Below are 12623 nucleotides of genomic sequence, written 5' to 3' on the forward strand. Positions count from 1 at the left end.
CTTCCCCCTACCAACTCGCCGATGCGCCGCCGCCGCCGGATGAACCGCCGCCGCCCATGAAGCCGCCGCCGTCAAATCCGCCGCCGCCACCGAAGCCCCCTCCACCGAAACCGCCGCCGCCGAGTATCAGGCCGGTGCCGTAGCCCGCCAGCGCCCCACGCGCGGCGCTGCCGCCGGTGGTCATGCCCAGCCATTGATAGCGGCCCGGCCCGATCTTGCGCCCGAATATCCGCGACAGCAGCGAGAAGAAAAGGCCGCCGAAAAAGATGAAGAGCCAGAAGGCGAGGAAGATGAGCGACACCCAGTCGATTCCGCCGCCGGAGGACTGCGCCTGCGCCTCCTGCTGCGCCTGTGCCTTGATATCGGCGCCATCACCGCCCAGCACCGCCAGCATGCCTTCCACGCCCTTCGAAATACCGCCCGAATAATCGCCCTGCCGGAAGGCTGGGATGATTCCATTGCGGATGATGATGCTCGAAAGCGCGTCGGTCAGCGTGCCCTCGAGGCCATAGCCCACCTCGATACGCACCTTGCGGTCATTGGGCGCCACCACCAGCAGCGCGCCATTGTTTTCTTTCTTCTGGCCGAGAGCCCAGCTGCGAAACAGCCGGTTGGAGAAATCGTCGATATCGTCCCCATCAAGGCTTGGCACCGTCACCACCGCCACCTGATCGGAGGTTTTCGCCTCGAAATCGGCAAGCCGTTGCTCAAGCGCCGCCTTCGTCTGCGGATCGAGGATATTGGCGTCATCGACCACCCGGCCGGTGAGCGCCGGCAGCGGCGCATCCGCCGCCGCGACGACCGTCAGGGCGAGAAGCGCCAGCACCATCCCCGCCATGAGGCGAAGCAATCGTGCGGGACTTCGGAGGCCCGGCATATTATCCGTCATGATCACGGCGGCTCCGCCCGTCAATTGTTGAACTGGACTTTCGGCGCCTGCTCAGCCTGCTCGCTGATGGTGAAGGTCGGCAGGGGCTTCTTGTCGCGGAACCAGATCAGCCGCCACAGCATGGTCGGCAGGGTCTGGAGCGAGGTGTTATAGACCCGCACTGCCTCGATATAATCGCGCCGCGCCACCGCGATCCGGTTTTCGGTGCCTTCGAGCTGCGATTGCAGGGCGAGGAAGTTCTGGTTCGCCTTCAGGTCCGGATAGTTTTCCGCCACCGCCATGAGCCGTCCCAGCGCGCCCGTCAGATTGGCCTGGTTCTGCTCGAACTGCTTGAAGAGATCGGGATTGCTGAGCGCGTCGGGCGGCAATTGCACCGTTGCCTGCGTCGCCTTGGCGCGCGCCTCGACCACATCGGTTAAGGTCTTCTGCTCATGCGTGGCATAGCCCTGGACCGTCGCCACCAGATTGGGGATCAGGTCGGCGCGGCGCTGATATTGGTTGAGCACCTGGCTCCATGCGGCCTTGACCTGTTCTTCCTGGGTCGGGATGGTATTGAAACCACACGCCGACAGCAACGGCGCCAACAGCACCAAAAGAAGCACCGGCAAAAGACGGCGACCGGCAGGCCGCGAAATGGTATCGGCAATCATGCAAATCTCTCCTGATATCGGCTCTCGAATGGTGCCATCCCCAGCACGGTATACGAGAGTAATCATATCAGGGATATAAAGAAACAACAAAGAATTGCTGAAAAGAAGCGCAAATAAGCAACTAAAACGCCCTTATAGTGGAGATAGCGATGGAAGAAAGGGAGAATAAGGACGAGGCAGGCAAGGAAGCCCGCCGTATCCTGAAGCGGGTAGAGCGCGAATCGAATGCAGACCATGGCATGGTCGGCCGAGCGAAACGGCATCTTTCTGCCGCCGATGCCGACCAGGCGGACGCTATCGAGCTGTGGGGCACGCGCATAGGGCGGGCGCTGAGCCTCGTCCTGATCGCCGCGGCGATTGTCTGGCTCCTGACTTATCTTGGCAAAGCGTCTTGAGTAGAGGTCTCTCACCTGTCACCATCAAGGCTGCAATGACAGCATGAGTCGTATGTGCAATGTCTAATTCAGCTGATGCCAAAGCCGTTCTCGTCATATCGAGCCATGTGGTGCGCGGTTCGGTCGGCAATCGCGCTGCCGTTTTTGCACTGGAAACGCTGGGCCACCCGGTATGGGCGGTCCCGACGGTCGTCCTGCCATGGCATCCCGGTCACGGCCCCGCCAAGCGCATCGTGCCCTCGCAGGAGGAGTTCGACGCCCTCATCGCCGATCTCGAACGCGCGCCTTGGCTCGATGAAATAGGGGCGGTGCTGACAGGCTATCTCGGGCAAGCGTCGCAGGCCGCCAGCATTGCCAGGCTCATCGAGACCATCAAGGCGAGGAATCCACACGTTCTCTACCTTTGCGACCCGGTTATCGGAGATCAGGAAGGTCTTTACGTTCCCGAGGCGACGGCCATAGCCATTCGCGACCGCTTGCTGCCGCTCGCCGACATCGCGACGCCCAATCGCTTCGAGCTTGCTTGGCTGACGGGCGTGCCTCTGGAGGACAACAAGACCATCATGGAGGCGGCCCTCGATGCCGGTCCCGCCACCATGCTCGTCACCTCTGCGGTGCCGATGATGACGGGCAGCACCGGCAATCTCCTGCTCACCCCAACCTTGGCGATGATGGCCGAGCACCGCCATGTCGACGGCCCCTCCAATGGGCTGGGCGACCTGACCTCGGCCCTTTTTCTTGCCCGCACCATGGCGGGCCTTCCGCAGGAGAAAATCCTGCAGGCAACGACCGCCGCCGTCTTCGAGGTTCTGGCCCGCGCAGCCAAGCGCGGCGCGGATGAGTTGATGCTTGAGGCGGATGCCGCGAGCCTCTCCAACCCCATGGCCATGGTTCAGGTCCGCCGCCTCATGCATCCCACCAAGGGGTTGCGAGCGTGACGGACAATCCGGAAAAGCCGGGCGCAATCGCGTCCGCGAGACCTGCGCGCCAGCAAAGGACTGGACCGCCGCGCATACTCTATTAAAAAAGGGCCACCCCAACCCAAGGGGCCTGCTTAAAACGATTTGATCTTCCTCCCAACCAGAGCTATGGCACAGGTATGAACGATCTTACCCCAAATGATCTTCCCGCCGCCGGTAACCTCCCCGAGACACTCCTCGCCGGTTACCGCAATTTCATGTCCGGGCGTTTCGCCGACGAATCCCTGCGCTACAGGGAACTGGCCGAACGGGGCCAGACGCCGGAGACCATGGTCATCGCCTGCTGCGATTCCCGCTCCGCGCCCGAAACCATCTTCGATACCCATCCCGGCGAGATTTTCGTGCTGCGCAACGTCGCCAATCTCGTCCCCCCCTATGAGCCGGACGGTGAATATCACTCCACCTCCGCCGCGCTCGAATTCGCGGTGCAGAGCCTCGAGGTCAAGCACATCGTGGTGATGGGCCATGGCCGCTGCGGCGGCATCAAGGCCGCGCTCGATTCCGAAAGCGCGCCTCTCTCACCGGGCGATTTCATCGGCAAATGGATGAGCCTCGTCGCCCCCGCCGCCGAAACCGTCGCAGCCAACACGCTGATGACCTCCACGGAGCGGCAGACGGCGCTGGAGCGTATCTCGATCCGCTATTCCATCGCCAATCTGCGTAGCTTCCCCTATATCGCCTCCCGCGAAAAGGAAGGCCGCCTTACTCTGCACGGTGCCTGGTTCGATATTTCGACGGGTGAACTGTGGGTGATGGATCACCAGACCGGCGATTTTGTGCGTCCGTAAGCAGAATAGAGCACCCTCCTTCCCCCTTGCGGGGAAGGAGGGCGCGAGTTCTTACCCGTCGATCTTCTTCCCGATAATCGCAATTGCGCGCTGATAGACGCTGGCGTCGTTCCAGCCCTGAAGTGCGGTGAAGTTGGCCTCGCCCTGCTGGTAGCCCGCGCCGCGCTGCCAGCCATGGCCGACGAGGAAATTCGCCGTTGAGGCCAAGGCATCGGCCTTGGAGCGCGCCATGTCGATATGGCCGCTGCCGTCGCCATCGACGCCGAATTTGAGCACATTGGCGGGCAGAAACTGCGTCTGGCCGATCTCGCCATGCGCCGCGCCAACCGCCGACGGGCTGAGATCGCCCCGGTCGATGAGCTGCAGCGCGGCATAGAGCTGGTTGGTGAAATAGTCGGAGCGGCGGCAATCATAGGCAAGCGTCGCCACGGCAGAAAGCGTGTTCTGGTTGCCCATGAACGCGCCGAAGCCGGTTTCCATGCCCCAGATGGCAATCAACGGGCCGGCAGGCACGCCATAGCGCTTCTCGATGCTGGAGAAGAGGGCAGCGTTTTGCTGCTTCAGCTTCCGCCCCCGGTTGACGATGGTATCCGCGCCGCGCTTCTTCATAAACTCGTCGAGCGAAAGCTTGAAGCTCTTCTGGTTGCGGTCGGCATAGATCGTCTTGGTCGCATATTGGGTGCCGTCGAGCGCATTGAGCGCACGCGGGCTGACGCCCTGCGCCACCGCTTCCTTCTTGAATTGCTGCACCCAGGCCGGATAGCCCGCCGCGGTGTTTCCGCACTGCGCAGCCTGAGCGGCGGCAACCGGCGCCATGAAAGCGGTCAAAAGCCCAGCTAAACTCAAGCCTATGCTGCTCCTGCGGAACAAGCGTGCCATCATATTCTCCTCGATTGGTCGATTCTGTTGCGGAATTCCGGCTGAACGCGGGGAATACACGAGTAGATTGCGCAATCCAAGCCGGAACGGGCAGTGGAGGGAGCCCGAAACGGCCCCATTCTCAAGCTTTTGCCGCCGAGCGGTTTTCGCGCAACACCTCGCATGGCGCATGTTCTGTCACCAAAACAATTGACTTTCCGTTCATTTTGCTCTTAAAGCCCATGAAACTCCGCGAAGAGCCTTAGACTCGAAGCAGCCGACCAGGACCCATTTGGTGTAAACAGATCCTGGAGGTCCACACCCGACAGCGCAATGCGCCCTCGGGTGCCGTTTTGCTTTGGCTATGGATTTCGGCGCGGGATAGCTTACCTTCGGCTGAAAGGTCGCAAAGGTAAAAGGGAAAACGGATGTTTGAAACGTTACAGGAGCGCTTGGGCGCGATATTGAACGGCCTTACCGGCCGCGGCGCCCTATCCGAGCAGGACGTTTCGGCGGCACTGCGCGAAGTGCGCCGCGCGCTGATCGAGGCCGATGTCGCGCTCGATGTCGTGCGCTCCTTCACCGACCGCGTCCGCGAGAAGGCTGTCGGCGCGGAAATCCTGAAAAGCATCAAGCCCGGCCAGATGGTCGTCAAGATCGTTCATGACGAGCTGGTCGAGATGCTGGGCGCCGAAGGCGTCACGATCGACCTCAACGCCCCCGCCCCTGTTGTCATCATGATGGTCGGCCTGCAGGGCTCCGGCAAGACCACCACCACGGGCAAGATTGCGAAGCGCCTTTCCGAGCGGCAAAAGAAGAAAGTCCTTATGGCCTCGCTCGACACGCGCAGGCCCGCCGCGCAGGAGCAGCTTCGCCAGCTCGGCATCCAGACCGGCATCGACACGCTGCCCATCATTGCCAGCCAGTCGCCGGTGGAGATCGCCTCGCGCGCTGTACAGGCAGCGAAGCTGGGCGGCCATGACCTGGTGATCCTCGATACCGCCGGCCGCACCCATATCGACGAGCCCCTGATGGTCGAGATGGCCGAGATCAGAAAAAAGGCCAATCCGCACGAGATCCTGCTGGTCGCCGATAGCCTGACCGGCCAGGACGCCGTCAATCTCGCCCGCTCCTTCGATGAGCGCGTCGGCATATCAGGCATCGTTCTGACCCGCATGGACGGCGACGGGCGTGGTGGCGCGGCCCTCTCCATGCGCGCCGTCACCGGCAAGCCGATCAAGCTCATCGGCACCGGCGAAAAGATGGATGCGCTGGAGGAATTTTTCCCCCGCCGCATCGCCGACCGCATCCTCGGCATGGGCGACATCGTCTCGCTGGTCGAGAAGGCCGCCGAAACCATCGACGCCGAAAAGGCCGCGGCGATGGCAAAGAAGATGCAGTCGGGCAAGTTCGACCTGAACGACCTTGCCGACCAGCTGCGCCAGATGCAGAAGCTGGGCGGCATGGGCGGGATCATGGGCATGATGCCCGGCATGGCCAAGATGAAGGATCAGGTCGCCGCCGCAGGGCTCGATGATTCGCTGTTCAAGCGCCAGCTCGCCATCATCGGCTCGATGACCGCAGCGGAGCGCGCCAACCCGGACATTCTGAAGCACAGCCGCAAGCAGCGCATCGCCAAGGGCTCCGGCACCAGTGCCGCCGACATCAACAAGCTCCTGAAGATGCACCGCCAGATGGCCGACATGATGAAAGCCATGGGCGGCAAGGGCAAGGGCGGCATCATGAAGCAGATGATGGGCGGCCTCGCCGGCAAGATGGGCCTTGGCGGCATGGGTGGAATGCCAGACCTTTCGAATATGGACCCCAAGCAGCTTGAAGCGCTCGCCAAGCAGGCGGAAGCGGCGGGCCTCACCAAGGGCGGCGGCTTTCCGGGCCTCCCCGGCGGCGGACTGCCCGGTGGCCTCCCCGGCCTTGGCGGACCGAAGCTGCCGGGCCTCGGTGGATTGGGCGGTCTTCCCGGCCTGCCGAAGAAGAAGTGACGGCGATGAACGACAAGACAGTGCCCGCCGAACTCGCCGCCTTGCGCGCCTCGATCGACAATATCGATGCGGCGCTCATTCATATGCTTGCCGAGCGCTTTCGCTGCACGAAGGCAGTGGGCATCCTCAAGGCCGAGCATAATCTTCCCCCCGCCGATCCCGCGCGGGAGAAAGCCCAGGTCGAGCGGCTGCGCCGTCTGGCTCAAGACGCGAGCCTCGACCCCGATTTCGCCGAGAAGTTCCTGAACTTCATCATCAAGGAAGTGATCAGGCATCACGAAACGACAGCCGCCGAACATAACGGCCGCTAAACAACCTAACAGGAGAATGAAATGTCGTTGAAAATCCGTCTGGCCCGCGCGGGCTCGAAAAAGCGTCCTTACTACCACATCGTCGTTGCCGACGTGCGTGCGCCGCGCGACGGCCGCTTCATCGAAAAGATCGGCGCCTGGAATCCGACGCTGCCGAAGGACGCCGAGCGCGTCACCATCGACGCCGACCGCATGAAGCATTGGCTGGGCCATGGCGCGCAGCCGACCGACCGTGTGCTGCGCTTCCTCGATCAGGCTGGCCTCGCCAAGCGCCCGGCCCGCAACAACCCCGAGAAGGGCGTCCCCGGCAAGAAGGCGCAGGAGCGCATCGCCCTCGCCAAGCAGGCCGAGGAAGAAGCCGCCGCCAAGGCCGCTGAAGCTGCTCAAGCCGCCAGCGAATAATCCACTTCCAAATAAGTTAGGCATTGAACGGCAGCCCTCGGGCTGCCGTTTTATTTTTAGGGCCTTCATTCCCACAGCGGGAGAAACCGGGAAAGGAACCATATGGTCCCCCGCGCGTTTGGACCAAGCCTTCTGTTTCAGCACAAGCGCATCATAGTCTCAGCCAAATGCGTTCAGGAGAACGTTTCATGCAGCAGCTTGCCGAAAGCCGTTCCCCCCTCCCCCGGCCTTCCGGCCAATCCCGGATAGCCCTCGACCAATCAATGATGCGCAACGCCATGACCGCGCCCTATCTCGGGAGGGACGAGGAAAGGGAGCTCGCCGTCCGCTGGAAGGAAAGCCGCGACCAGGAGGCTATGCAGCGGATCACCTGCGCCCATATGCGGCTGGTGATCGCCATGGCAGCGCGCTTTCGCAAGTTCAACCTGCCGATGAGCGACCTGATCCAAGAAGGATATGTGGGGCTGCTCGAGGCAGCGCTCCGCTTCGATCCCGAGCGGGAGGTGCGATTCTCCACTTATGCCACGTGGTGGGTGCGCGCCGCCATGCAGGATTATATCCTGCGCAACTGGTCCATCGTGCGCGGGGGCACCAGCTCGGCGCAGAAGGCGCTCTTTTTCAATTTGCGCCGGCTGCGCGCGCGGCTCGCCCATGGCGATGAAGAACTCTCCCCTGCGGATATATATAGCCGTATTTCCGCCCGGCTCGGCGTTCCCATTGCCGATGTGGAGATGATGGATTTCCGCTTTTCCGGCCCCGACACCTCGCTCAGCACGCCGATTGCGGGCGATGAGAGCGGCAATTCGGAAGGCATGGATTTTCTCATGGACGACAACCCGCTGCCCGATGAGATCGCCGAAGAGGCGATCGATTCCGAACGCCGGTCCTCATGGCTCCGGCAGGCGCTTTCCGTGCTCAGCGAGCGCGAGCTGCATATCATCCGCACACGCCGCCTGGAGGACGAGGGCATAACGCTGGAGGCGCTGGGCGAACGGCTCGGCATTTCGAAGGAGCGCGTGCGCCAGATCGAAAGCCGCGCGCTGGAGAAGCTCAAAACCGCGCTTTTGAATAAGCACGAGCTCTCGGCCTATCAGGCCTAAAGCATGATCCCCAAAAGTTGCAGACTTTTCGGGATCATGCGGGAAAACAAAAACTTAAAGCGCGTTGCGTGAGTGCGCTCAAACGCAACGCGCTTTAAGTTCTACTCGCTGATTATCTTCACCCGGTCGCCCACCGAAACCGTTCCGCCCGGCGGGATGGCATTGAGCAGGCGGAAGAGATCGAGCTTGCGGTCGGTCCCCTGCATCTTGCCGGCCAGCGTGCCGATGGTCTCGCCCGGCTTCACCGTCACGACCCGTATGCGAAGCGGCTTCACCGCCTCTTTCTCAGCCGGCGTCAGCAACTTGAAACTGCTGGTGACGGCCTGCGACGTCGGCAGCAGCGCTGCGCTGCCCTTGGGCGCGGCGGTCAGGAAGCGATAGACCTTCCCTCCGGCGCTTATAACCACGATATCGAACTGCCAGCGGTCGGCGCTTGCGCGGGCGGTCGCCGCGGGCAGGCCGTTCAGCGTCGTCGCGCGGACGGTCGATTCGTCGAGGCCCGACACCCAGCCGCTCTTGATATAGTCGGTGAGGCTCGCTCCGGGCGCCAGTTGCGCGCCGTCGAACCGCACAGCGACCTCGCCCGGACCGGTCGCCATGACAGCATCCGCCGAATTGTCGATGGTGAAATTATCAGGCACGGTGAAGGCGACACCGAGCTTCGGATGAATGAAGGTGCGCCCGCGCACATAGCCTTCATCAGGCGTTTCGCCGTAAAGCAGCCCGTCTATGCCGTTGAGAAAGGCATCGCGGTCGGTCGTGCCGACCCCCGGTGCGCCGATCTGGCGGGCATGCCTCATGGCCAACTCGACGCGTTGCGGCGTCGCCGGGTGCGAGGCCAGGAAGTCGAGGCTGGCATCGGTCGCGCCGGAAACGGAGCGGAAGCTTTGATAGGCCTCCATGGATTGCAGGAAACGGGCGGCGGCAAAGGGATCATAACCCGCCTCACCGATGGATCTGATGCCAACGGCATCCGCCTGCAGTTCCTGATTGCGCGAGAATTGCGCCAGTCGCAGCTTGCCGCGCAGCAGCGCCTCGCGCCCCGCCATATCGTCATGTAGCACTTCGGACACGACGCGCCCGGCAATGGCGGCCTCCGCCTCCTTCTGCTGGCGCTGGACGCCATGATTGGAGGTGACATGCGCCATCTCATGCGCGATGACGGCGGCAACCTCCGCCGAATCATTGGCAAGCCCCAAAAGCCCGCGCGTAACATAGACCCACCCGCCCGGCAGGGCGAAGGCGTTGATATTGGGCGAGTTCAGGATCGTGATGCGGTACGCCTGGTTCGGATTGTCCGAAACCGTCGATAGATTGCCGACGATCTTGGCGACCATGCGCTCGAGCTTCGGATCGTTATACTGGCCGCCATAGGTGGCGAGGATGCGCGGATGCTGCTCAGCGCCGATCTTGACCAGCCGGTCGTTGCGCGTGACGGTGTCGACCGTGATCGGATTGGCGGAGGGCCCCAGCGCGGCGTCCTCCTTGCTGAGATCGAGCGCTTGGCAGCCGGATAAGAAGGCAAGCATATAGATGCCGGGAACAAGGGTTCCCGGCGGCAACAATCGTCTCGTCTGGCGCATTGGCGCGCATGGTTCCGACTGCGAATTCAGTCTCTTGCCCTCGTCCGTGATCTGCCGTTCCGCGCCACGCATTCCTTACTAAGCAGGTGCGAAAAACACTTCGCACTTTTCCGCACCTGCTTAGCAGAGAGCGCGCGGCGCATGAAGAGCGCATCTCCTGTCGTCGCCGCTTCTTGCCGCCGATTGGGGGCAAAATATGTCAATTCCGCCGCATATGCGTCCAAATGGACACGGAGTAAGTATTATCGCGACTCCGTCCCCATATAGCGCTTCAGCGCCGCCGGACCACTGTCCGAGAGTAGCTTGCGGGCCGTGCCGCTGGCGGTCACCGTGCCGTTTTCGAGGAAAAACAAGAGGCTTTCGAGGTGCAGCGCGTCTTCCGGATGATGCGTGACCATCAGGATCGTCATCGCCGTTTCCTTATGCACGTCCTGCACCAGATCGAGCATTTGCAGCCGCAGCGCCGGGCCGAGCGAGGCGAAGGCTTCATCCAGCAGCAGAACCGGGCGATTGCGCACCAGCGCGCGGGCAATCGCCACACGCTGCCTCTCGCCGCCGGAAAGCGCCTGCGGCTTGCGCTTCTCCTTGCCCGCAAGGCCGACGCGGGCGATGGCGCTCACCACGTCGGCACGATCCGCATCGGTCAGTTTCAGTTTTGGCGAACGGCCGAGCGCGACATTGGCCTCGACATCGAGATGCGCGAAGAGATTATTCTCCTGAAACACCATCGAGACAGGGCGTTCGGCAGGCGGGGTGCCGATGACATCGATGCCGCCGACAAGGATCTGCCCCGATTCCGGCGTCTCGAAACCGGCGATCAGATTCAGCAGCGTCGATTTGCCGGAACCGCTGGGACCGATGATGGCGGCGATCTTCGCGGGCGGGACGGTCACGTCGAAATGCATGCGCATCTCGCCATAGCTGAAGCGAACATCTTTCAGCGCGACGTCCGCGCCCTTTTTCCTGGCCGTCATGGCGTCTCTTCTTTTCGCGCCGATCCACGATCGGCCAGCATCATCAGCCCGAGGCTCAAGACACCCAGAATCAGCGCCAGCCCCGCCGCATCCACTGTGCGGTAGCTGCCCATGCGCTGCAACAGGAGATAGGGCAAGGTCTCGACCGCATCGCTGCCGAAAAGGGCAATGGTGCCGAGATCGCCAAGCGAGAGCGCCATGGCAAACGCGAAGGCCACGCCCAACGGGCGGCGCAGCACCGGCCAGTCGATCAGCTTGAGCCGCGCCCAGCCGGCGATGCCAAGCTGCGCACAAAGCCGGTCGTGCCGCGTGCTCATCGTGTCCCAGACCGGCCGCAGGATCCGCACGGCAAAGGGTGTTGCCATCGCGGCGTTGACCGTGATCACCATGGGAGCGGCAAAGTCGAACGGATCGGCGAAATGGCGCAGCAGGATGAACCAGCCCGCGCCGATGACGATGGGCGGGACGACGAGAATGAGGCTCGCGCCGGTGTCGAGCGCTCGTTCGAACAGGGACCGTGCACCGCCATTGGCCACTGCCTTGCGCGCGACGACAAGGGCGAAGGAGACGAGCACAGACAGGAGCGCGGCAGCGGCGCCGAGGGTGAAGCTGGTGAAAATCGCCCGCCATACGACCCATTCGGTCAGGAGCCTTCCGAAATCCGCGGAAAGACCCGAAACAATCATCCCTGCAATAGGCACGGCGACGAACAGGAAGGCGAGCAGCATCACGGCCATATCGGCCACCTTCTCGCCCCGCGTCAGCTTCTCGTAGCGCCTGATCGTGATAGCGAGCGAAAAGCCTTCCTCCGTCGGCCTGCCGGTTAGGCGGAAGAGCGAGAGGATGGCGAGGGTAAGGGTGAGCTGGGTAAGCGTCAGGGCGACCGCCTGGCCGATGTCGAAATCGAAATGGAGCGCCTGATAGATTGCCACCTCCAGCGTCGTCGCGCGCGGGCCGCCGCCCAGCGTCAGCACGATGGTGAAGGAGGTGACGCAGAGCATGAAGATGAGTCCCATGATTCCAGGCAGATTGCGGATCATGGCCGGCCATTCGATCAGGCGAAACCGCGCCCAATTGCCCATGCCGAGCTGCGCCGACAGCTTCCAGTAATCGGGGGGAATGGAATCGAGCCCGGTGAGAAGCAAGCGTACGGCAAGCGGTAGATTGAAGAAGACATGGGCAAGGAGAATACCGGTGAGGCCGTAAATATCGGGGGTGAAATCGAGGCCGAGAGAATGCGCCGCTTCGGCGATCAGCCCCGCCCGCCCGTAAATGCTGGTGATGGCGAGCACCGCAACGAGCGCCGGCAGCGCCAGCGGTAGCGCGAAAAGCCTCAGCATGAAGGCCCGTCCGGGAAAGTACCGGTGCGCATGAAGCGCACGCGCCACCGGGATAGCCAGAGCGACAGACAGAACCATCGAAAGCAGCGCCTGCCACAGCGTGAACCGCGCGACACGCCAAAGGTAAGGATTAAAGGCAGCAAGGGTGTTGCCCGTCTCGCGCGATGCTTCGAGGCCGAGCGAGACCAGCGCCCCTACGGCCAAAAGCGTGAGAAAGGCGAGCGCGAGAAAGCCGGCGAGGGGTTTGGCCGCTAACCGCATGGATTTGGGGCTGGAACACCCCCCTCTGCCCTGCCGGATCGGCTCGCGCCCTCCTTCCCCCTTGCGGGGAAGGTGCCCGCGTAGCGGGCGGG

Annotated in this window: 13 protein-coding genes; 7 read left to right on the top strand and 6 right to left on the bottom strand. The window is 62.7% G+C overall.

Translation table 11 applies throughout. The features are described 5' to 3' along the window. Positions 1-7: 7 nt before the first annotated feature. Together ACOWVG_RS08615 and ACOWVG_RS08620 are read right to left on the bottom strand one after the other, a co-directional pair. The gene (locus tag ACOWVG_RS08615) at positions 8-838 is read right to left on the bottom strand and encodes a TPM domain-containing protein (RefSeq protein WP_420961674.1); all 831 of its coding nucleotides are present in this window, start codon (positions 836-838) and stop codon (positions 8-10) included. Between the two features lie 71 nt (positions 839-909). Further along, the gene (locus ACOWVG_RS08620; protein WP_420961448.1) at positions 910-1539 is read right to left on the bottom strand and encodes a LemA family protein; all 630 of its coding nucleotides are present in this window, start codon (positions 1537-1539) and stop codon (positions 910-912) included. A gap of 149 nt (positions 1540-1688) precedes the next feature. On the opposite strand from ACOWVG_RS08620, the gene ACOWVG_RS08625 reads away from it, so the two are divergent. The 3 genes from ACOWVG_RS08625 to ACOWVG_RS08635 all read left to right on the top strand — a co-directional run bounded on the left by ACOWVG_RS08625 (position 1689) and on the right by ACOWVG_RS08635 (position 3702). Then, positions 1689-1934, top strand: coding sequence for a hypothetical protein (locus ACOWVG_RS08625; RefSeq protein ID WP_420961450.1), 246 nt, complete (start codon positions 1689-1691; stop codon positions 1932-1934). Between the two features lie 59 nt (positions 1935-1993). Further along, positions 1994-2872, top strand: coding sequence for a pyridoxal kinase PdxY (gene pdxY, locus ACOWVG_RS08630; RefSeq protein ID WP_420961452.1), 879 nt, complete (start codon positions 1994-1996; stop codon positions 2870-2872). A gap of 161 nt (positions 2873-3033) precedes the next feature. After that, positions 3034-3702, top strand: a complete 669-nt coding sequence (locus ACOWVG_RS08635; RefSeq protein ID WP_420961454.1) for a carbonic anhydrase — start codon at positions 3034-3036, stop codon at positions 3700-3702. A 51-nt stretch (positions 3703-3753) separates the two neighbouring features. Here ACOWVG_RS08635 and ACOWVG_RS08640 read toward each other — a convergent pair whose 3' ends face one another. After that, positions 3754-4518 (bottom strand): lytic murein transglycosylase, encoded by a 765-nt coding sequence (locus ACOWVG_RS08640; protein WP_420961675.1) that lies wholly within the window; start codon positions 4516-4518, stop codon positions 3754-3756. 470 nt (positions 4519-4988) lie between these two features. Here ACOWVG_RS08640 and ffh point away from each other — a divergent pair, with 470 nt between their 5' ends. From ffh to ACOWVG_RS08660, 4 genes are all read left to right on the top strand, one after another. Continuing rightward, the gene (ffh, locus tag ACOWVG_RS08645) at positions 4989-6560 is read left to right on the top strand and encodes a signal recognition particle protein (RefSeq protein WP_420961455.1); all 1572 of its coding nucleotides are present in this window, start codon (positions 4989-4991) and stop codon (positions 6558-6560) included. 5 nt (positions 6561-6565) lie between these two features. Continuing rightward, a complete protein-coding gene (locus ACOWVG_RS08650; protein ID WP_420961457.1) occupies positions 6566-6871 on the top strand; it encodes a chorismate mutase in 306 nt (101 codons plus the stop codon). 21 nt (positions 6872-6892) lie between these two features. Continuing rightward, on the top strand, positions 6893-7273 hold the full coding sequence (gene rpsP, locus ACOWVG_RS08655) for a 30S ribosomal protein S16 (RefSeq protein WP_420961458.1): 381 nt from the start codon (positions 6893-6895) through the stop codon (positions 7271-7273). Between the two features lie 188 nt (positions 7274-7461). Further along, on the top strand, positions 7462-8373 hold the full coding sequence (locus tag ACOWVG_RS08660) for an RNA polymerase factor sigma-32 (RefSeq protein WP_420961459.1): 912 nt from the start codon (positions 7462-7464) through the stop codon (positions 8371-8373). 101 nt (positions 8374-8474) lie between these two features. Here the strand turns inward: ACOWVG_RS08660 and ACOWVG_RS08665 are convergent, their stop codons facing one another. The 3 genes from ACOWVG_RS08665 to thiP all read right to left on the bottom strand — a co-directional run bounded on the left by ACOWVG_RS08665 (position 8475) and on the right by thiP (position 12531). Beyond that, positions 8475-9956 carry a M48 family metalloprotease gene (locus ACOWVG_RS08665; protein ID WP_420961461.1) on the bottom strand — a complete coding sequence of 494 codons (1482 nt, stop codon included), beginning with the start codon at positions 9954-9956 and terminating at the stop codon, positions 8475-8477. A gap of 242 nt (positions 9957-10198) precedes the next feature. Continuing rightward, positions 10199-10930 (bottom strand): ATP-binding cassette domain-containing protein, encoded by a 732-nt coding sequence (locus tag ACOWVG_RS08670; protein WP_420961462.1) that lies wholly within the window; start codon positions 10928-10930, stop codon positions 10199-10201. Further along, on the bottom strand, positions 10927-12531 hold the full coding sequence (gene thiP, locus ACOWVG_RS08675) for a thiamine/thiamine pyrophosphate ABC transporter permease (RefSeq protein ID WP_420961463.1): 1605 nt from the start codon (positions 12529-12531) through the stop codon (positions 10927-10929). The genes ACOWVG_RS08670 and thiP overlap by 4 nt, the downstream gene beginning before the upstream one ends. Positions 12532-12623: the final 92 nt, after the last annotated feature.

It is taken from the genome of Brucella sp. IR073, from assembly GCF_049065735.1.
Classification (GTDB): domain Bacteria; phylum Pseudomonadota; class Alphaproteobacteria; order Rhizobiales; family Rhizobiaceae; genus Paramesorhizobium.

Excerpts from the sequence above, each read along its gene's own strand:
- ACOWVG_RS08615 (WP_420961674.1), bottom strand. The coding sequence starts at position 838 with ATGGCGGGGATGGTGCTGGCGCTTCTCGCCCTGACGGTCGTCGCGGCG.
- ACOWVG_RS08620 (WP_420961448.1), bottom strand. The coding sequence starts at position 1,539 with ATGATTGCCGATACCATTTCGCGGCCTGCCGGTCGCCGTCTTTTGCCG.
- ACOWVG_RS08625 (WP_420961450.1), top strand. The coding sequence starts at position 1,689 with ATGGAAGAAAGGGAGAATAAGGACGAGGCAGGCAAGGAAGCCCGCCGT.
- pdxY (WP_420961452.1), top strand. The coding sequence starts at position 1,994 with ATGTCTAATTCAGCTGATGCCAAAGCCGTTCTCGTCATATCGAGCCAT.
- ACOWVG_RS08635 (WP_420961454.1), top strand. The coding sequence starts at position 3,034 with ATGAACGATCTTACCCCAAATGATCTTCCCGCCGCCGGTAACCTCCCC.
- ACOWVG_RS08640 (WP_420961675.1), bottom strand. The coding sequence starts at position 4,518 with ATGGCGCCGGTTGCCGCCGCTCAGGCTGCGCAGTGCGGAAACACCGCG.
- ffh (WP_420961455.1), top strand. The coding sequence starts at position 4,989 with ATGTTTGAAACGTTACAGGAGCGCTTGGGCGCGATATTGAACGGCCTT.
- ACOWVG_RS08650 (WP_420961457.1), top strand. The coding sequence starts at position 6,566 with ATGAACGACAAGACAGTGCCCGCCGAACTCGCCGCCTTGCGCGCCTCG.
- rpsP (WP_420961458.1), top strand. The coding sequence starts at position 6,893 with ATGTCGTTGAAAATCCGTCTGGCCCGCGCGGGCTCGAAAAAGCGTCCT.
- ACOWVG_RS08660 (WP_420961459.1), top strand. The coding sequence starts at position 7,462 with ATGCAGCAGCTTGCCGAAAGCCGTTCCCCCCTCCCCCGGCCTTCCGGC.
- ACOWVG_RS08665 (WP_420961461.1), bottom strand. The coding sequence starts at position 9,956 with ATGCGCCAGACGAGACGATTGTTGCCGCCGGGAACCCTTGTTCCCGGC.
- ACOWVG_RS08670 (WP_420961462.1), bottom strand. The coding sequence starts at position 10,930 with ATGACGGCCAGGAAAAAGGGCGCGGACGTCGCGCTGAAAGATGTTCGC.
- thiP (WP_420961463.1), bottom strand. The coding sequence starts at position 12,531 with ATGCGGTTAGCGGCCAAACCCCTCGCCGGCTTTCTCGCGCTCGCCTTT.